The organism is Serratia sp. AR11 (assembly GCF_056376275.1).
Map to the genome: position 1 here is coordinate 5,387,907 of NZ_CM150739.1, position 16,213 is coordinate 5,404,119.

19 protein-coding genes are annotated in these 16,213 nt (G+C 54.4%); 9 read left to right on the forward strand and 10 right to left on the reverse strand.

Annotated elements, in window-relative coordinates; translation table 11 throughout:
• Nucleotides 1-10: 10 nt before the first annotated feature.
• Nucleotides 11-1,024 (reverse strand): glycosyltransferase family 9 protein, encoded by a 1,014-nt coding sequence (locus tag ACSOSI_RS25410; RefSeq protein ID WP_012147508.1) that lies wholly within the window; start codon nucleotides 1,022-1,024, stop codon nucleotides 11-13.
• Between the two features lie 125 nt (nucleotides 1,025-1,149).
• On the opposite strand from ACSOSI_RS25410, the gene waaA reads away from it, so the two are divergent.
• From waaA to coaD, 3 genes are read left to right on the forward strand one after another with little or no spacing between them, the layout of a single operon-like run.
• A complete protein-coding gene (gene waaA, locus ACSOSI_RS25415; protein WP_012147509.1) occupies nucleotides 1,150-2,427 on the forward strand; it encodes a lipid IV(A) 3-deoxy-D-manno-octulosonic acid transferase in 1,278 nt (425 codons plus the stop codon).
• Nucleotides 2,428-3,201, forward strand: a complete 774-nt coding sequence (locus ACSOSI_RS25420) for a glycosyltransferase family 2 protein (protein WP_476706339.1) — start codon at nucleotides 2,428-2,430, stop codon at nucleotides 3,199-3,201.
• A gap of 3 nt (nucleotides 3,202-3,204) precedes the next feature.
• Nucleotides 3,205-3,690, forward strand: coding sequence for a pantetheine-phosphate adenylyltransferase (gene coaD, locus ACSOSI_RS25425; RefSeq protein ID WP_012147511.1), 486 nt, complete (start codon nucleotides 3,205-3,207; stop codon nucleotides 3,688-3,690).
• Here coaD and mutM read toward each other — a convergent pair whose 3' ends face one another.
• The 4 genes from mutM to radC all read right to left on the reverse strand — a co-directional run bounded on the left by mutM (nucleotide 3,691) and on the right by radC (nucleotide 5,942).
• On the reverse strand, nucleotides 3,691-4,500 hold the full coding sequence (gene mutM / locus ACSOSI_RS25430) for a bifunctional DNA-formamidopyrimidine glycosylase/DNA-(apurinic or apyrimidinic site) lyase (protein ID WP_012147512.1): 810 nt from the start codon (nucleotides 4,498-4,500) through the stop codon (nucleotides 3,691-3,693).
• Nucleotides 4,501-4,579: 79 nt separating this feature from the next.
• Nucleotides 4,580-4,747 (reverse strand): 50S ribosomal protein L33, encoded by a 168-nt coding sequence (gene rpmG, locus ACSOSI_RS25435; protein WP_004392084.1) that lies wholly within the window; start codon nucleotides 4,745-4,747, stop codon nucleotides 4,580-4,582.
• Between the two features lie 11 nt (nucleotides 4,748-4,758).
• A complete protein-coding gene (gene rpmB, locus ACSOSI_RS25440; protein WP_004953342.1) occupies nucleotides 4,759-4,995 on the reverse strand; it encodes a 50S ribosomal protein L28 in 237 nt (78 codons plus the stop codon).
• Nucleotides 4,996-5,258: 263 nt separating this feature from the next.
• Nucleotides 5,259-5,942 (reverse strand): RadC family protein, encoded by a 684-nt coding sequence (radC, locus tag ACSOSI_RS25445; protein WP_012147513.1) that lies wholly within the window; start codon nucleotides 5,940-5,942, stop codon nucleotides 5,259-5,261.
• Between the two features lie 180 nt (nucleotides 5,943-6,122).
• Between radC and coaBC the strand changes: the two genes are divergently transcribed.
• The 3 genes from coaBC (at nucleotide 6,123) to slmA (ending at nucleotide 8,628) form a co-directional block, all read left to right on the forward strand.
• Entirely contained in the window at nucleotides 6,123-7,340 is a 1,218-nt protein-coding gene (gene coaBC / locus ACSOSI_RS25450; protein ID WP_012147514.1) for a bifunctional phosphopantothenoylcysteine decarboxylase/phosphopantothenate--cysteine ligase CoaBC, read from the forward strand.
• Nucleotides 7,318-7,776, forward strand: coding sequence for a dUTP diphosphatase (gene dut / locus ACSOSI_RS25455; protein WP_012147515.1), 459 nt, complete (start codon nucleotides 7,318-7,320; stop codon nucleotides 7,774-7,776). The genes coaBC and dut overlap by 23 nt, the downstream gene beginning before the upstream one ends.
• Before the next feature lie 255 nt (nucleotides 7,777-8,031).
• On the forward strand, nucleotides 8,032-8,628 hold the full coding sequence (gene slmA, locus ACSOSI_RS25460; protein WP_012147516.1) for a nucleoid occlusion factor SlmA: 597 nt from the start codon (nucleotides 8,032-8,034) through the stop codon (nucleotides 8,626-8,628).
• Between the two features lie 48 nt (nucleotides 8,629-8,676).
• Here slmA and pyrE read toward each other — a convergent pair whose 3' ends face one another.
• Both pyrE and rph read right to left on the reverse strand, forming a co-directional pair.
• The gene (gene pyrE, locus ACSOSI_RS25465) at nucleotides 8,677-9,318 is read right to left on the reverse strand and encodes an orotate phosphoribosyltransferase (protein ID WP_012147517.1); all 642 of its coding nucleotides are present in this window, start codon (nucleotides 9,316-9,318) and stop codon (nucleotides 8,677-8,679) included.
• Between the two features lie 91 nt (nucleotides 9,319-9,409).
• Nucleotides 9,410-10,126 (reverse strand): ribonuclease PH, encoded by a 717-nt coding sequence (rph, locus tag ACSOSI_RS25470; RefSeq protein ID WP_012147518.1) that lies wholly within the window; start codon nucleotides 10,124-10,126, stop codon nucleotides 9,410-9,412.
• 126 nt (nucleotides 10,127-10,252) lie between these two features.
• Here rph and ACSOSI_RS25475 point away from each other — a divergent pair, with 126 nt between their 5' ends.
• Nucleotides 10,253-11,116, forward strand: a complete 864-nt coding sequence (locus ACSOSI_RS25475) for a YicC/YloC family endoribonuclease (protein ID WP_017894448.1) — start codon at nucleotides 10,253-10,255, stop codon at nucleotides 11,114-11,116.
• Between the two features lie 47 nt (nucleotides 11,117-11,163).
• On the opposite strand, the gene ACSOSI_RS25480 is transcribed toward ACSOSI_RS25475, so the two are convergent.
• Nucleotides 11,164-11,559, reverse strand: a complete 396-nt coding sequence (locus tag ACSOSI_RS25480; protein WP_026142598.1) for a hypothetical protein — start codon at nucleotides 11,557-11,559, stop codon at nucleotides 11,164-11,166.
• 370 nt (nucleotides 11,560-11,929) lie between these two features.
• Between ACSOSI_RS25480 and ACSOSI_RS25485 the strand changes: the two genes are divergently transcribed.
• Entirely contained in the window at nucleotides 11,930-13,114 is a 1,185-nt protein-coding gene (locus ACSOSI_RS25485; RefSeq protein ID WP_476706340.1) for a NupC/NupG family nucleoside CNT transporter, read from the forward strand.
• A 37-nt stretch (nucleotides 13,115-13,151) separates the two neighbouring features.
• Here the strand turns inward: ACSOSI_RS25485 and ACSOSI_RS25490 are convergent, their stop codons facing one another.
• Nucleotides 13,152-13,586 carry a DUF3574 domain-containing protein gene (locus ACSOSI_RS25490; protein ID WP_476706341.1) on the reverse strand — a complete coding sequence of 145 codons (435 nt, stop codon included), beginning with the start codon at nucleotides 13,584-13,586 and terminating at the stop codon, nucleotides 13,152-13,154.
• 282 nt (nucleotides 13,587-13,868) lie between these two features.
• Here ACSOSI_RS25490 and ACSOSI_RS25495 point away from each other — a divergent pair, with 282 nt between their 5' ends.
• The gene (locus ACSOSI_RS25495; RefSeq protein ID WP_017894457.1) at nucleotides 13,869-14,486 is read left to right on the forward strand and encodes a trimeric intracellular cation channel family protein; all 618 of its coding nucleotides are present in this window, start codon (nucleotides 13,869-13,871) and stop codon (nucleotides 14,484-14,486) included.
• On the opposite strand, the gene ligB is transcribed toward ACSOSI_RS25495, so the two are convergent.
• On the reverse strand, nucleotides 14,461-16,194 hold the full coding sequence (ligB, locus tag ACSOSI_RS25500) for an NAD-dependent DNA ligase LigB (protein ID WP_476706342.1): 1,734 nt from the start codon (nucleotides 16,192-16,194) through the stop codon (nucleotides 14,461-14,463). The two genes, ACSOSI_RS25495 and ligB, sit on opposite strands and share 26 nt — an antisense overlap.
• Between the last annotated feature and the right edge of the window lie 19 nt (nucleotides 16,195-16,213).

The window sequence follows — 16,213 nt, forward strand, 5'->3', positions numbered from 1 at the left end:
TTATAGTTAATTAATTTAGTGCCTGTATTTTTTGCCAGACGTCCTCAACAGGAACATCAATACAGTCGCCCGATTCGGTTTGCAGAATCTGGTAGCGTCCAGACCATGGATGCCAGGATTCTTTATCCGTATCGCCAAAGAACACCACCATGTCTTTATTCAACGCCGCCGCCAGATGCATCTGCCCGCCATCGCTGCACAGCACCCTGTCGCATAAATCAAAACCGGCCAGCAGTTCACGCACCGACGCCGTTGGGTACAGCGCCACGCGCTCACTCTGACATAACGCCAACAACTGCTCTGCGCGTTTCTGATCGCCAACATCATCCGGCGTTAGCGTGCCCTGTGGCGACCAGAAAATCAGTATCGCCGTATTCTGTTCGGCGAGTAAGCGGTTGATAATTTCGGCATAGCGCTCGATCGGCCAACGCCGCTTAGGGCTGCGACTGCTGATATGAACCGCAAAAACTCGCTCGACCGGCGGCAGGCATTGTTGCAAACGCTGCGCCGCCTGCTGGCGCTCTTCAGCCGTCAGGTACACCCGCACCGGGGGGATGGGTATACGCTGGTCGGTAATCGCCGAAAGGTAGCTGTAGGTGTGCTCTACCTGATGCTTGCCGCTGAAATTCTCCTTACGAAAAGGATGATGAATCTCAGGCGTACCCAAATCTGCACCAATAATATTGCCGATCCCCGCCATTTTTGCCAATCGCAGGCTGTACTTGCAGGGAACCGGGTTGGCCAGGATCGCCGCATCAAATTTTATTTTACGCAGTTTAAGAAAAATCATCAGGCGTTCGAAATAAACCCCCAATGTGGTTTCATTTTTCGCCTTGTGCTTTGCCTTTTTATAGACGAAGACCTTTTCAAGGTGCGGGTTATTTTTAACAACATCCTGACTGACTTTATTGATTAACAGATAAAGTTTGGCATCCGGATAGGCAATTTTCACCCCTTCGATCAGCGGAGTGGTACAAACAAGATCGCCAATATTGTCGCGGCGAATAATTAAAATATTCTTCATTCCAAGCCTATCAGCGAAATCTCTCGCCTGTTGTCTGAAACTGACACCCAAGGTTACCAAATTAGCGCCTTTCCCTTCCAGTTATGGTACTATTCTGAATAACCCATATAAATGAAATTGATAGAATGTTGCTGCGTTTATATCAGGTACTACTCTACCTCATCCAACCCCTGATCTGGCTCCGCTTACTGTTGCGCAGCCGCAAAGCTCCAGCCTACCGTAAACGCTGGGCAGAACGCTATGGCTTCTGCGCCGGAAAAGTCGTACCGGGTGGCATCATGCTGCACTCCGTCTCCGTGGGTGAAACGCTGGCGGCCATCCCGTTGGTCCGCGCACTGCGCCACCGCTACCCCTATTTACCGATTACTGTGACCACCATGACGCCGACTGGTTCAGAACGCGTGCAGTCCGCCTTCGGTAAAGACGTTCATCATGTTTATCTCCCTTACGACCTACCAGGCTCGATGCATCGTTTTCTGGATCAGGTGAACCCCAAGCTGGTCATCATCATGGAAACCGAGCTGTGGCCCAATCTGATTAACGCCCTGCATCAGCGTCAGATCCCTCTGGTCATTGCCAACGCCCGACTTTCCGCCCGCTCTGCCGCAGGCTATAAAAAAATCGGCGGTTTTGTCCGCGATATGCTGCGCCGCATTACGTTGATCGCCGCGCAAAATCAGGAAGATGGCGAACGTTTTGTCGAACTCGGCCTGAAACGCTCACAACTGACCGTAACCGGCAGCCTGAAATTCGATATTTCAGTTACCCCGGAGCTGGCTGCGCGTGCAATCACGTTACGCCGCCAATGGGCGCCGCGTCGCCCGGTGTGGATCGCCACCAGCACCCACGAAGGTGAAGAAAGCATTCTGCTGGCCGCGCACCGTAAACTACTGGAAAAACACCCTGACCTGCTGCTGATCCTGGTGCCACGCCACCCGGAACGCTTCGCTACGGCCAAAGAGCTGGTGCAAAAAGCCGGCTTCAGCTACACCCTGCGCAGCAGTGGTGAAATCCCTTCCGGCGGTACCCAGGTGGTGATCGGCGATACCATGGGCGAACTGATGCTGCTGTACGGCATTGCCGATCTGGCCTTCGTTGGCGGCAGCCTGGTGGAGCGCGGTGGACATAACCCGCTGGAAGCGGCTGCGCACGCCATCCCGGTGCTGATGGGGCCACATATTTTCAACTTCAAGGATATCTGCGCCAAGCTGTCACAGGCCGAAGGTCTGATCACCGTGACCGATGAAGATTCACTGGTCAAGGAAGTGGCTACGCTGCTCACCGACGAAGACTATCGCCGCTATTACGGCCGCCACGCGGTAGAAGTGCTGTATCAAAACCAGGGAGCGCTGCAGCGCCTGCTGCAATTGTTAGAACCGCATCTGCCGCCTCGGAGTCATTAAATGAGCGCGCGCAAAAGCCTGTCGGTGGTGATTATCGCCAAGAACGAAGCCGGGCTGCTGCCGGATTGTCTGCAATCCGTAGCCTGGGCAGACGAAATCGTCATGCTCGACTCCGGCAGTCAGGATGACAGCGTCGCCGTGGCCGAAAGTTTGGGTGCCAAAGTATTCACCCACCTCGACTGGCAGGGGTTTGGCAAACAGCGCCAACTGGCTCAGAGTTACGCCAGCCACGACTATATTCTGATGATCGACGCAGACGAACGCGTTACCCCGGAACTGCGCCAGTCAATTGAACAAACGTTGACTGCGCCGGACGATAATCAAGTCTACAGCTGCGCACGCCGCAACCTGTTCCTCGGGCGTTTTATGCGTCACAGCGGCTGGTACCCGGATCGCGTCAACCGGTTGTACGCCAACCAGCGCTATCGCTATAACGACAATCTGGTGCATGAGTCGCTCAATACCAACGGGGCGAAAGTGGTGCCGCTTAACGGCGATCTACTGCATCTGACCTGTCGCGACTTTTTTGCCTTCCAGCGCAAACAGCTGCGTTATGCCGAAGAATGGGCCAACCAACGCCACCAGGCCGGCAAGCGCTGCGGCTATCTTTCGATACTGACCCACACTCTTGGCGCCTTCTGCAAAACCTGGCTGCTGCGTGCCGGCTTCCTGGACGGTAAACAGGGGTTGCTGTTAGCCGTGGTCAACGCGCAATATACTTTCAATAAATATGCCGCACTCTGGGCATTGGGCCGCAACTATTCAGAGAAGTGAATCATGACCCGTAAAGCCATTTATCCCGGTACTTTCGATCCCATGACCAACGGCCACCTGGATTTGGTAACCCGTGCGTCATTGATGTTCGATCACGTCATTTTGGCGATTGCCGCCAGCCCGAGTAAAAAACCACTGTTCACACTCGATGAGCGCGTAGCTTTAGCCAGCCAGGTGACCTCTCATCTGGATAATGTGGAAGTGCTGGGGTTCAGTGAACTGATGGCGCATTTTGCTGCTCATCAGAATGCCAATATTCTGGTTCGCGGCCTGCGTGCGGTATCTGATTTTGAATATGAACTGCAGTTGGCCAATATGAATCGCCATTTGATGCCGACGCTGGAAAGTGTGTTTCTGATGCCTTCCGAAGAGTGGTCGTTTATCTCGTCCTCGCTGGTGAAAGAAGTGGCGCGCCACGGCGGTGACATCGCCCCTTTCCTGCCGGCCGTGGTTACCCAGGCATTGTTCGAAAAACTCGCCGCGCAATAATCAGCGCTGGCAGCGCGGGCAGAAGAAAGTGCTGCGCTGCCCGTGCTTGGCGGACTCGATCGGCGTGCCGCACGCGCGGCAAGGCTCACCCGCTCGCCCATACACCTGCAGTTCCTGCGCAAAATAACCCGGCTTGCCGTCCGACTGCAGGAAATCACGCAGCGTGGTACCGCCCTGCTCAATCGAACGCAGCAATACCGCCTTAATGGTTGCCACCAAAACTTCGGCTTCTACCTTGCTCAGCGAGCCTGCAGGCCGGTCAGGCAGGATCCCGGCGGTAAACAACGATTCACTGGCGTAGATATTGCCCACGCCCACCACCAGCTTGTTATCCATCAACCAGGGTTTGATCAGCGTCCGCTTGTTGCGTGATTTTTCGTACAGGTAGGCACCGGTAAAGGCTTCACTCAAGGGTTCCGGGCCAAGGTGAGCCAGCACATTGCTGGTCGCCAGATCGTCACACCATAGCCAGGCACCAAAACGGCGCGGATCGGTATAACGGAGCGTCATGCCATTGCTGATCACCAGATCGACGTGGTCGTGCTTTCCAGCCTCGGTTTCCTCCGCCAACATCCGCAGACTGCCTGACATCCCCAGATGGACGATAATCCAGCCGCTAGCCAGTTCAATCAGCAAATACTTGGCGCGACGCTGTACGCTGAGTACCGGCTGGTCGCTCAACGCCAGAATTTGCTCGGAGACCGGCCAGCGCAGGCGTGCATTGCGTACCACCGCATATTGAATACTATGGCCAACCAGGTAAGGTTCAATACCGCGGCGGCTGGTTTCAACTTCTGGTAATTCAGGCATCTGGCGCTCTCCTGTCGGTTTTCTACCTTTAGAATGCAAAAAACCCGGCCTGAGCCGGGTTTTTATTAATCCACTAAAATTATTTAATTTTAGCTTCTTTGTAGATCACGTGCTGGCGGACAACTGGATCGAATTTCTTCAGTTCCAATTTTTCCGGCTTAGTACGCTTGTTCTTCGTGGTGGTATAGAAGTGACCAGTACCAGCAGAAGAAACCAGCTTGATCTTCTCGCGAACACCTTTAGCCATGATGCAGTTCCTTAATACTTCTCACCACGGGTACGCAGATCGGCCAAGACCGTCTCAATACCCTTCTTATCAATAACACGCATACCTTTAGCAGATACACGCAGCGTTACAAAGCGCTTCTCAGCCTCAACCCAAAAACGGTGTGAGTGCAGGTTCGGCAGAAAACGGCGTTTGGTCGCGTTCATTGCGTGGGAACGGTTGTTACCGCTCACCGGGCGCTTGCCAGTAACTTGGCAGACTCGTGACATGTCTATTCTCCAAAAATCAAATCAGCTCGAGCTTCGTATAGAGTATGGCCGCCTCGTCAGGCTTTTAGAGCCCATCTCAGCAAACTTCATACTGAGGAGACTCTCGTCATCAGGTTAGAAACCACACATCAGGTTAGAAACCTGCTGAGATAGGCTCTTACGCCAAACCCAAGATTCTCAAAGGTGGCGTAGTATACGCTCTGAAGCGTAAGTGCTCAAGTCCCGAACAGCTAAAGATCCCAGAAGGATCGCGAAAAAATCGCTTAAAGCCATCCGCGCTCGGCAAAAGAGACACATTCACCCCGACCTATCACCAAATGATCGAGCACTCGGATTTCCAATAACAGGCAGGCATTAACCACTTGCTCGGTTATCAAACGATCGGCATGACTGGGTTCCGCCTTACCCGAAGGGTGATTATGCGCCAGAATAATGGCGGCCGCATTAGCCTTCAACGCTTCACGCACAATTTCTCTCGGGTATACGACAACGCTGCTGATGGTACCAGCAAACATCTCCTGATGGCGAATAACACGGTGCTGATTGTCTAAAAACAATACCAAAAACACTTCCCGCTCATGATGTACCAGCAAACTTTGCAAATAATGCTGGGTCATCCTGGGGTTAAGCATGGCATTTTCCTGCGCCAGATGGCTGGAAAAGAAGCGGAACGCCAACTCGGAAATCGCCTGCAGTTGCGAATAACTGGAGTTGCCCAGCCCTTTGTGGCTGCAAAAAACCGAATGATCCGCCGACATCAGGTGATACAACGAGCCAAACTGCTCCAACAACTGTTCAGCCAGTTGCATGACGTGCACCCCCGGAAAACCGGTGCGCAGAAAAATGGCCAACAGCTCCGCATCAGACAGCGCCGATGCTCCGTAACGCAATAGTTTCTCCCGTGGTGCCAGCGTATCCGGCCACAAGGTGATTCCCTGACTGCTCATCTTCGCCTCCCTGAAAACGCCACAGCATGCCACGCAGCGGAGAGGCCAACGACAGGTGTTTGATAACATTGCGAAGTACTGCGCAAAGCACAATGTAACGCACTGCAGACACAGCGGAATCGCTCACCTGTCTGGCGGTTATGCTAAAATGGCACATCTTTCGGATTCAATCGGACAATCATGATGACGGGACTTTCCGGCAAACATATTGTGCTTGGCATCAGTGGCGGCATCGCCGCATACAAATGCCCAGAACTGGTACGCCGCCTGCGTGACAGAGGCGCCGAAGTGCGTGTGATAATGACCAGCGCGGCGAAAGCCTTTATCACGCCGCTGACGCTGCAGGCCGTTTCCGGCCATCCGGTCTCAGACGATCTGCTGGATCCCGCCGCCGAAGCGGCCATGGGCCATATCGAGCTCGGTAAATGGGCAGATCTGGTGATCCTGGCTCCGGCCACCGCCGATCTGCTGGCGCGCGTCGCCGCCGGCATGGCCAACGATCTACTGACCACGGTTTGCCTGGCCACCGCGGCACCCATTGCCGCAGCCCCCGCCATGAACCAGCAGATGTATCGTGCCGTCGCCACCCAAGCCAACCTGCAAACTCTGCAGGCGCGCGGCATGCTGCTGTGGGGGCCAGACAGCGGCAGCCAGGCCTGCGGTGACGTCGGCCCAGGTCGCATGCTCGATCCGCTGGAAATTGTCGAACTGGCGAACAGCCATTTCTCTGCACCACAAGATCTGCAACATTTAAAGATTATGCTCACCGCCGGCCCGACGCGCGAAGCCTTGGATCCGGTACGTTTCATCAGCAATCACAGTTCCGGCAAGATGGGTTTTGCCATCGCCCGCGCCGCCGCTGCCAGGGGTGCACAGGTCACGTTGATAGCCGGGCCGGTCAATCTGCCAACCCCTCCCTGGGTCACCCGGGTTGACGTCGTCAGCGCGTTGGAAATGGAGCAGGCGGTACAGCAGCGCGCCGCAGCGCAAGATATTTTTATTTCCTGCGCCGCAGTAGCCGATTACCGTGCGGAACAGATTTCCGATGAAAAAATAAAAAAACAGGGTGATGAAATCATCCTCAAAATGGTAAAAAACCCCGACATCGTCGCCGGCGTTGCCGCAATGACGAAAAAGCGCCCCTTTGTCGTGGGGTTTGCCGCCGAAACCCAAAATGTGGAAGAATACGCGCGACAAAAACTGGCGCGTAAGAAACTGGATTTAATTTGCGCTAATGATGTATCGCTTGCAGAGCATGGGTTTAACAGTGACACCAATGCCTTGCACCTTTTTTGGCAGGATGGAGAAAAGCGCCTGGCGCTGAGCGACAAGGCACTCCTTGGCCAACGTTTAATAGACGAGATAGTCAGCCGTTATGATGAAAAAAATCGACGTTAAAATCCTGGACCCGCGTATTGGCAAGGATTTCCCATTACCGACCTACGCCACCCCTGGCTCTGCAGGCCTGGATCTGCGCGCCTGCCTGGACAGCGCCGTTGAACTGGCACCGGGTGAAACCCAGCTGCTGCCTACCGGCCTGGCTATTCACATCGCCGATACCGATCTTGCGGCAGTGATCTTGCCACGTTCCGGTCTGGGCCATAAACACGGTGTGGTGCTGGGCAACCTGGTCGGCCTGATCGATTCCGATTATCAGGGTCAACTGATGGTTTCCGTCTGGAACCGCGGTCAAAAATCCTTCACTATTGAACCCGGCGAACGTATCGCGCAGATGGTATTTGTGCCGGTGGTACAAGCTGAGTTCAATCTGGTTGAAGAATTCGACAGCAGCGAACGTGGTGCCGGTGGTTTTGGCCACTCCGGCCGCCACTAAGCGATATCCGATTGCCGACAGGGAAGCGTCACCTGAAATCTTGCCACACCGGAGAGAAGGACAGCTCTGCGGCAAGGTTTGCCCGGCTACGATTTCAGCGCAGACCAGGACGCGCGGAGAATACAGGTCGTTAAGGCCGCTGACCCCAGCATCGTAAAAAAAGCCATCACATAAGCCGCACAGAGATAATCTCTGCAGCGGCCGATGCCCGGGTTTTCGAAAGTCTAAGCAGTTTTAGCAAGGGTCTAATCAGACATGGCAGAAAAAGAAAAAATCAAAAGGAACCGGCGCGAAGAAATACTGCAGGCGTTAGCCCAAATGCTGGAATCCAGCGACGGCAGCCAGCGTATTACCACCGCTAAGCTTGCCGCTAACGTCGGAGTCTCCGAAGCTGCACTGTACCGGCACTTCCCCAGTAAGACACGGATGTTCGACAGTCTGATCGAGTTCATTGAAGACAGCCTGATCACGCGCATCAACCTGATCCTGCAGGATGAGAAAGAAACCTTTAACCGCCTGCGTTTGATTCTGCTACTGGTGCTGGGGTTTGCCGAACGCAACCCGGGCCTGACGCGTATCATGACCGGCCACGCACTAATGTTTGAGCAGGATCGGCTACAGGGGCGAATCAACCAGCTGTTTGAACGCATCGAGGCGCAGCTGCGCCAGGTGTTGAAAGAACGCAAACTGCGGGAAGGCAAAGGCTTTATCGTGGATGAAACGCTGCTGGCCAGCCAGTTACTGGCGTTTTGTGAAGGCATGCTGTCACGCTACGTACGCTCCGAATTCCGCTACCGCCCAACGCAAGAATTCGATGGCCGCTGGCCACTGTTGGCGGCACAACTGCAATAAACCCTATGCCGGGCGCGTTTGGTTGCGCCCGGCATAGTAGACTCCGCGTTAAACCCCGTACTGCTCGCGATAAGCACGAACTGCCGCCAGGTGATCCGCCATTTCCGGTTTTTCTTCCAGATAAACAATCAAATCCTTCAGCGTCACGATGGAAATGACCTTGCAGTGATAGTCACGCTCAACTTCCTGAATGGCAGAAATATCCGCGCGGCCGCGCTCCTGGCGATCGAGAGAAATCAATACCCCAGCCAGGGTGGCACCACCAGCGCCAATGATTTCCATCGATTCACGGATCGCCGTACCGGCAGTGATGACGTCATCCACCAGCATTACACGGCCCTGCAGCGGGCTGCCTACCAGAGTGCCCCCTTCGCCATGGGTTTTGGCTTCTTTACGGTTAAAGCAGTACGGCACATCACGCTCATGATGTTCTGCCAATGCAACCGCAGTGGTGGTCGCGATCGGAATGCCTTTGTAGGCCGGGCCAAACAGCAGGTCGAACTCAATACCGGAATCCACCAGCGCTTCGGCATAGAAGCGCCCTAACAGCGCGAGATCACGCCCGGTATTAAACAGGCCGGCATTAAAGAAATACGGGCTGGTCCGGCCGGATTTCAGGGTGAACTCGCCGAATTTCAATACCTGCTTGTTAAGCGCGAACTCGATAAACTGGCGCTGATAGGCTTTCATTACTGCTTCTCCTCGTCTGGTCGTTAGATCTGTTAATACTGCCGCCCGATCGCCGGGCGTAAAAAAGGCGACCCTTGAGTCGCCTTAATAATTAGTCTGCCAGCGCCGCTTTCTGCGCCTGGAAGATGGTATCGATGCCCCCTCGGGCCAGCGCCAACAGCGCCAATAGCTCATCGTGGCTGAACGGCTCGCCCTCGGCGGTGCCCTGCACCTCGATCATGCGGCCATCTTCCATCATCACCACATTCATATCGGTTTCTGCTGCAGAGTCTTCGACGTACTCCAAATCACACAGCGCTTCGCCGTTAACAATGCCGACGGAAACTGCAGCGACCAGCCCTTTCATCGGGTTGGCTTTCAGCTTGCCGTTAGCCACCAGCGCATTCAACGCATCGGCCAACGCAACACAGGCACCGGAAATAGACGCGGTACGGGTGCCACCATCGGCCTGCAATACGTCACAGTCGAGCGTGATGGTGAACTCACCAAGCTTTTTCAGATCTACCGCTGCACGCAGTGAACGGGCGATCAGACGCTGAATTTCCAGCGTACGGCCACCCTGCTTGCCTTTTGCGGCTTCGCGGGCGTTACGGCTGTGGGTAGAACGCGGCAGCATGCCGTATTCAGCGGTGATCCAACCCTGGCCCTGACCTTTCAGGAAGCGCGGAACGCCCTCTTCTACCGTGGCGGTGCACAAAACCTTGGTATCGCCAAACTCAACCAGCACTGAGCCTTCTGCATGTTTGGTGTAGTGACGGGTCAGTGTCAGTGGGCGAACTTGTTGTGGTGCTCTGCCTGCAGGACGCATGGGCTCTCTCCGGCTTCTAATCAACGATTGGCTGCGCATTATACGGGCTTAGTGACGTAATGCCTATCCTGCCCGCATCTCCAACGCTATAATCGCTTCATCTTTTCCTATTACGGGTACGCATCAATGATCCGCAGCATGACAGCCTACGCCCGGCGTGAAATCAAGGGTGAATGGGGCAGCGCAGCTTGGGAGCTGCGTTCCGTGAACCAACGCTATCTAGAAACCTACATCCGCCTGCCGGAGCAGTTCCGCAGCCTGGAGCCGGTGATCCGCGAACGTATTCGTGGCCGCCTGACCCGTGGCAAAGTGGAGTGCAACCTGCGCTTCGAACTGGATCCGAGCGCACAAAGCTCAATGATCCTGAACGAAAAACTGGCCAAACAGCTGGTTGAAGCCGCCAACTGGGTAAAAATGCAGAGCGACGAAGGTGAAATTGATCCTATCGACGTACTGCGTTGGCCAGGCGTGATGTCTGCCCAGGAGCAGGATCTGGACGCTATCAGCGCACAGCTCATGCAGGCGCTGGACGGCGCACTGGATGACTTCATTATTGCTCGCGAAAGCGAAGGTACCGCACTGAAAGCGCTGATTGAACAGCGTCTGGACGGCGTTAGTGCCGAAGTGATCAAGGTACGTGCCCAGATGCCAAACATTCTGCAATGGCAGCGTGAACGTCTGGTCAGTAAGCTGGAAGAAGCTCAGGTACAGCTTGAAAATACCCGTCTGGAACAGGAACTGGTGTTGATGGCGCAGCGTGTTGACGTCGCCGAAGAGCTGGATCGCCTGGAAGCGCACGTAAAAGAAACGCACAACATCCTGAAGAAAAAAGAAGCCGTGGGCCGTCGCCTCGACTTTATGATGCAGGAGTTCAACCGCGAATCCAACACCCTGGCATCCAAGTCGATCAATGCCGAAGTCACCACCTCCGCCATCGAGCTGAAAGTGTTGATCGAGCAGATGCGTGAGCAGATTCAGAACATCGAGTAATATGTCCCTGCATTCGTTCAAGCCCGCGTCAGCGGGCTTTTTTACGGCTATGCTCTGGGTAAACCAGCAGCCTGCTCTTCGGTAATCAATCCCATTTTCTGCAGTTGAACGGCAATGCCCCAGGTTGAGCGTTCAAATTCGCTGCTCATTATCTCCAGCGTCATGCCGGCTGCGTGGCTTTCCTGCAACCGCTGCTTCTCTTCTTCATCCCACGGGAAATAAGATTTTGCCGGCCGCCCCTCAAAAATATTCTTCTGTCGCCGTTCCTCCGGCGTTAGCTTGGTCTTTTTCTGGCGTTCAGTTTCACTCTGAAACTCCTCGGCCAGAGCGAACAAAAGGCGTATCGCTTCCGGCGAACTGGCCATTGAGGCCGGTTTCAATAACTCGCCGGTATCGGGATTAACGCCATTTGCCAAAGCCCGCAATAAGGTGCTGGTGTTCATCATCTGTATCCTCATCCTGAGAAAAAATCACTGATCTTCTACGACAAAATGTCAGAGTATCTTCCTGGTTACTCCTCAATAAACCAATCTATTAGCGCAACCCGTTGTGCATTCTGCGCATTGGGTTCCAAGCCGTTATGCAACAACCATCGAAGAGGAGAACCTTTGCGCGCCATAACGCAAAAATCACATCGGATACGGAACGGCGTGGGTTTATGAAAAACTGCGACCGAGCAGGCACGGATGCCAATGGGTAACTTATCTCGCTGACTGATAGTATTTTATTCCAATTATCACCTAAGGTAATGAAAGGTGGGCCAAGCTGTGGCTAAATGTGTTTTTTCATGCCCGCAAGCCGTACGGACCCTTTATGCCGCAAATTCTGCAATTTATTTTTGCCCTGGTGGTGATCATCGCCCTGGCGCTGCTGGTCAGCAACGACCGCAAAAAAATCCGCCTGCGTTATATTATGCAACTTTTGGTCATTGAAGGCGCACTCGCCTATTTCTTCCTGCATTCAGAAAGTGGTCTTAGCGTCATCAGGCACGTCGCCGGCTTCTTTGAAACGCTGCTGACATACGCTGCGCAAGGCTCCGACTTTGTGTTTGGCGGCATGAGCAAAGACGGGTTGGCGTTCATCTTCCTTGGGGTTTTGTGCCCGATTATCTTTATTTCCGCGCTAATCGGTATTTTGCAGCATTTCCGCATTCTGCCGCTGGTTATCCGTGTGGTCGGTACCCTGCTTTCCAAAGTTAACGGCATGGGCAAGCTGGAGTCGTTCAACGCCGTCAGCACGCTGGTGCTCGGACAATCGGAAAACTTCATCGCCTACAAGGGCATCATTGGTGATATCTCTCCGCGCCGCATGTACACCATGGCGGCAACCGCCATGTCGACAGTCTCCATGTCCATCGTTGGCGCCTATATGTCGATGATCGATGCGCAATACGTAGTCGCTGCGTTGATCCTGAATATGTTCAGCACCTTTATCATTTTGTCGATCATCAACCCCTATCAGTTGGACGATGAACCAGAGCTGAAGCTGAGCAAGCTGCATGAAGATCAGAGCTTCTTTGAAATGCTGGGGGAGTACATTTTGGCGGGCTTCAAAATTGCGATGATTATCGCTGCCATGCTGATCGGCTTTATTGCGCTGATTTCTGCGGTAAACGCCCTGTTCTCCGCCGTGTTCGGTATCAGCTTCCAGCAGATCCTGGGCTACGTATTCTATCCGTTGGCCTGGTTAATCGGCATCCCGGCACCGGATGCGCTGCGAGCCGGCAGCATTATGGCGACCAAGCTGGTAGCCAATGAATTTGTGGCAATGATTGAATTGAAGAAAATCGCGGCGGAGCTAACACCACGCGGCCTGGGCATCCTGTCGGTATTCCTGGTGTCCTTCGCCAACTTTGCCTCTATCGGCATCGTGGCCGGGGCAATCAAAGGGCTTAACGAACGACAGGGCAACGTGGTTTCTCGTTTTGGCCTGAAGCTGGTCTACGGCTCAACGCTGGTTAGCCTGCTGTCGGCGGCAATCGCCGGGTTGGTGCTGTAAGCCAAACTCATATCCCGGCCTGCGGGCCGGGACTTCCTCAGAACGCGACACAGACAGGAGCATCAACCCGCATCACAGAATCCTGGGCAAACTGTTGCTTATAACTGCTACGCAGCGCCTCGATATTGGTTTCACTTTCCTTGCCCGGTGCATGGATCAGCATCAGCGCTTTGCTGTTCTCACGTGCCAGCTTGCCGTCATTACCCAGCCACTGCCCTTTGGCATCAAATACCGACAGCCCATCTTTAAAGCGCGGCGTCACTTGCCGATCCACAAAACTCTGCCATTCTGCTGCGCTAATCACCGGTCCCGTCGGGCGATTCAGACCAAAATACAGCGTGGTTTGCGTCATGGGATCGCCTACGGAGCAAGTCGCCGTCTTTTGCTTCGCGGTGTTTGGAACCGGAGCAACACAACCGCTAGTCAGCAAGGCAGCGGTTAAAGCCGTCGCCAGCAGGAGAGTATTTTTCATTTATCTTTATGTTCCTTAGTGAATGCCATTATTCGTTGTCGACCAGCCGCCTCAGACCTACTGCAATAAATATAGTCAGCCATAGAAACTAACACTGAATTTCTAATGCATCGATTAGCAACAAAAGACTAGAAAAGGCAATAAACAAGTTAAAAAAACCACCAATGGATTAATTAAAGTAATCCGAAGCGTCACCGGTTAGAAAAACTCAGTAGCGATATATCCCGTCGGCGATTACCCTTCCACCATTACACCCATTCCCGCCCACCCTGTGAATACCTTATGTTACTGAGCATTCTTTATATCATTGGCATCACTGCCGAAGCCATGACCGGCGCACTGGCCGCAGGCCGTCGCCAGATGGATATGTTTGGCGTAATTATTATCGCTTCGGCCACCGCGATCGGTGGCGGTTCAGTGCGCGATATGCTGCTCGGGCATTTTCCATTGGGGTGGGTCAAACATCCTGAATATATCGTTATCGTCGCCATTGCGGCGATTGTCACTACCTGGCTGGCCCCCCTGATGCGTCACCTGCGCCGCCTGTTCCTGGTATTGGATGCCGTTGGCCTGATTGTGTTTTCAATCATCGGTGCGCAGGTCGCGCTGGATATGGGCCATGGCGCCATCATCGCTGCGATTGCCGCCGTGATCACTGGCGTGTTCGGCGGCGTACTGCGCGATATGCTCTGCAACCGCATTCCGCTGGTTTTCCAGAAGGAAATCTATGCCGGTATCTCCTTTGGCGCCGCCTGGTTGTATATCGGCCTGCAACACTTCAGCCTGCCGCATAACATGGTGGTGATCATCACGCTGGTCGTCGGCCTCAGCGCCCGCTTGCTCGCCCTGCGCTTTCGTCTGGGCCTGCCGGTATTTAATTACCAGCACCCGGATCATTAACAGGATCCGCCTCAGGGGCAAAACCGGTTATTTGCTGGGATGCCAGCGTGCTGACCAGGGCCAGCAGTGGCGGGTGTTGAAGAAAATCGACAACCTGCCGCGCCCTTTTGGTACCAATACCGGCCATTGTCCGCCACGCCTCGGTTGGCAATTGCTGGGCCTGATGCCAGTTTTTCAACGTCACCGCTTGCTGTGGGGACAGCGGCGCACCTAAAGCAATTAACCAGCGGGCGAATGGCTGCTGCCGTGCCAACTGAAATTGCCGGTAAATACTCTGCCCTCGCTTATCACCAATACCAGGGGCAGACATCAACTGTTCCGGCGTCAGCATCAGCCAGTCCAACAGATGCCGTACCAACCCCTGATCGATTAATGCCTGCCAGGTGGATTCACTGACGCCGTGCAGATTTAACCCCTGTCGGCCACTTAGCCATGCCAGCCGGGCAAGAAATTGCTGACGACAATCCGGCCGCCAGCTAAAGCAACTCAACTGATGATAATCTTCTGCGGATGGCGCACTGGGTACTGACCTTTCTTTTACCCGCCAGACCACTTCATTCAGATGTGGAATACCGTGCCCCTTCAGGCTGATAGACACTTGATCTCCCGGCGCAACCGCCCACTGTCGCCAACGTGACAGCGAACCGAGATTAACCCGTGCCACCCATTTGTCGTCCAGTCTGACAGGCTCCAGCCTCAGTACCACGGCAATTTTCCCGGTACGGCCCACATTGAAATCGACCCCATTGACCTGCGTAACCTGCTGCACAGGCGGATATTTCCAGGCCACGGCCCAATCGCCGGGCTTCGCTTGCCAATACCGTCCCTGCGGTGAACGCGCCTGATGAATCACCACACCATCGGTAACAAAAGGCAAGGCCGCCTGGTACCAGTGCTCCCGCCATTGCTGCACTTCCGCCAATGATTTCACCGGTTGCGAGTAAGCCTGGGCCAGGGGGAATCCCATTGCGGCAAGCTGCTGCAAACGCTGCGGCATGGCCTGCGGACCGTCCGGCCAAGCCCAGACAAACAGGCCAATCTGTTGCAATAGCGGCGAAAGCTGCTTTTTCATTAATGCACCGGCAACCCTCGCCCGGGCATTGATGCCTCCGCTGATTTTCTGTTGATGACCGTTCACCATCAGGAACAGCTCACCTTGTAGAGTCAGCGTCTGTGGAGACCCCTTGATACTGGCGGGTACTGCCGGTATCGCACGTACTTTTTCCAGCCAATTCTCCCCCTTTAGCCCATTTCCCCGACTGATGGCCGCCACCAGTTCTCCGTCACGATAAACCAGCGTAATGGCCACGCCGTCCACCTTGGGTTGCACCCAAAGATCGCTACGGCCATGTAGCCATTGAGCCACAGCAGCCGTATCCGGCAATTTACGCAATCCGGTATGCGCAACCGGGTGCGGCACCTTACCCGCCGGTAAAAGCGGAACAGGTTCATCTGCCGGTGCCAGCCCGGCGCAACCTAGCCACAGCCGCAGCTTTTTCCGCAGGCTGTCGTACACTTCATCCTCAACTAAACTGTTTCCCTGTTGGTAATAAGCCACATCCCAGCGCTCAAGCTGGTTTTTTAACGTGGTTATCTCCAGTTGCAGCCGCTCAGGTCGCCATGTCGGGCAAGTCTCCGCCCATAGCGACCCACTAAACGCCAAACAACCCAGCAGGATCATCCCGATCCCCATAACACCCTTATGCATTGAGCACCTCCCTGATAAC

Bases quoted from the DNA above. Each gene is read 5' to 3' on its own strand.
- ACSOSI_RS25410 (WP_012147508.1), bottom strand. From the start codon at position 1,024: ATGAAGAATATTTTAATTATTCGCCGCGACAATATTGGCGATCTTGTT.
- waaA (WP_012147509.1), top strand. From the start codon at position 1,150: ATGTTGCTGCGTTTATATCAGGTACTACTCTACCTCATCCAACCCCTG.
- ACSOSI_RS25420 (WP_476706339.1), top strand. From the start codon at position 2,428: ATGAGCGCGCGCAAAAGCCTGTCGGTGGTGATTATCGCCAAGAACGAA.
- coaD (WP_012147511.1), top strand. From the start codon at position 3,205: ATGACCCGTAAAGCCATTTATCCCGGTACTTTCGATCCCATGACCAAC.
- mutM (WP_012147512.1), bottom strand. From the start codon at position 4,500: ATGCCTGAATTACCAGAAGTTGAAACCAGCCGCCGCGGTATTGAACCT.
- rpmG (WP_004392084.1), bottom strand. From the start codon at position 4,747: ATGGCTAAAGGTGTTCGCGAGAAGATCAAGCTGGTTTCTTCTGCTGGT.
- rpmB (WP_004953342.1), bottom strand. From the start codon at position 4,995: ATGTCACGAGTCTGCCAAGTTACTGGCAAGCGCCCGGTGAGCGGTAAC.
- radC (WP_012147513.1), bottom strand. From the start codon at position 5,942: ATGAGCAGTCAGGGAATCACCTTGTGGCCGGATACGCTGGCACCACGG.
- coaBC (WP_012147514.1), top strand. From the start codon at position 6,123: ATGATGACGGGACTTTCCGGCAAACATATTGTGCTTGGCATCAGTGGC.
- dut (WP_012147515.1), top strand. From the start codon at position 7,318: ATGATGAAAAAAATCGACGTTAAAATCCTGGACCCGCGTATTGGCAAG.
- slmA (WP_012147516.1), top strand. From the start codon at position 8,032: ATGGCAGAAAAAGAAAAAATCAAAAGGAACCGGCGCGAAGAAATACTG.
- pyrE (WP_012147517.1), bottom strand. From the start codon at position 9,318: ATGAAAGCCTATCAGCGCCAGTTTATCGAGTTCGCGCTTAACAAGCAG.
- rph (WP_012147518.1), bottom strand. From the start codon at position 10,126: ATGCGTCCTGCAGGCAGAGCACCACAACAAGTTCGCCCACTGACACTG.
- ACSOSI_RS25475 (WP_017894448.1), top strand. From the start codon at position 10,253: ATGATCCGCAGCATGACAGCCTACGCCCGGCGTGAAATCAAGGGTGAA.
- ACSOSI_RS25480 (WP_026142598.1), bottom strand. From the start codon at position 11,559: ATGAACACCAGCACCTTATTGCGGGCTTTGGCAAATGGCGTTAATCCC.
- ACSOSI_RS25485 (WP_476706340.1), top strand. From the start codon at position 11,930: ATGCCGCAAATTCTGCAATTTATTTTTGCCCTGGTGGTGATCATCGCC.
- ACSOSI_RS25490 (WP_476706341.1), bottom strand. From the start codon at position 13,586: ATGAAAAATACTCTCCTGCTGGCGACGGCTTTAACCGCTGCCTTGCTG.
- ACSOSI_RS25495 (WP_017894457.1), top strand. From the start codon at position 13,869: ATGTTACTGAGCATTCTTTATATCATTGGCATCACTGCCGAAGCCATG.
- ligB (WP_476706342.1), bottom strand. From the start codon at position 16,194: ATGCATAAGGGTGTTATGGGGATCGGGATGATCCTGCTGGGTTGTTTG.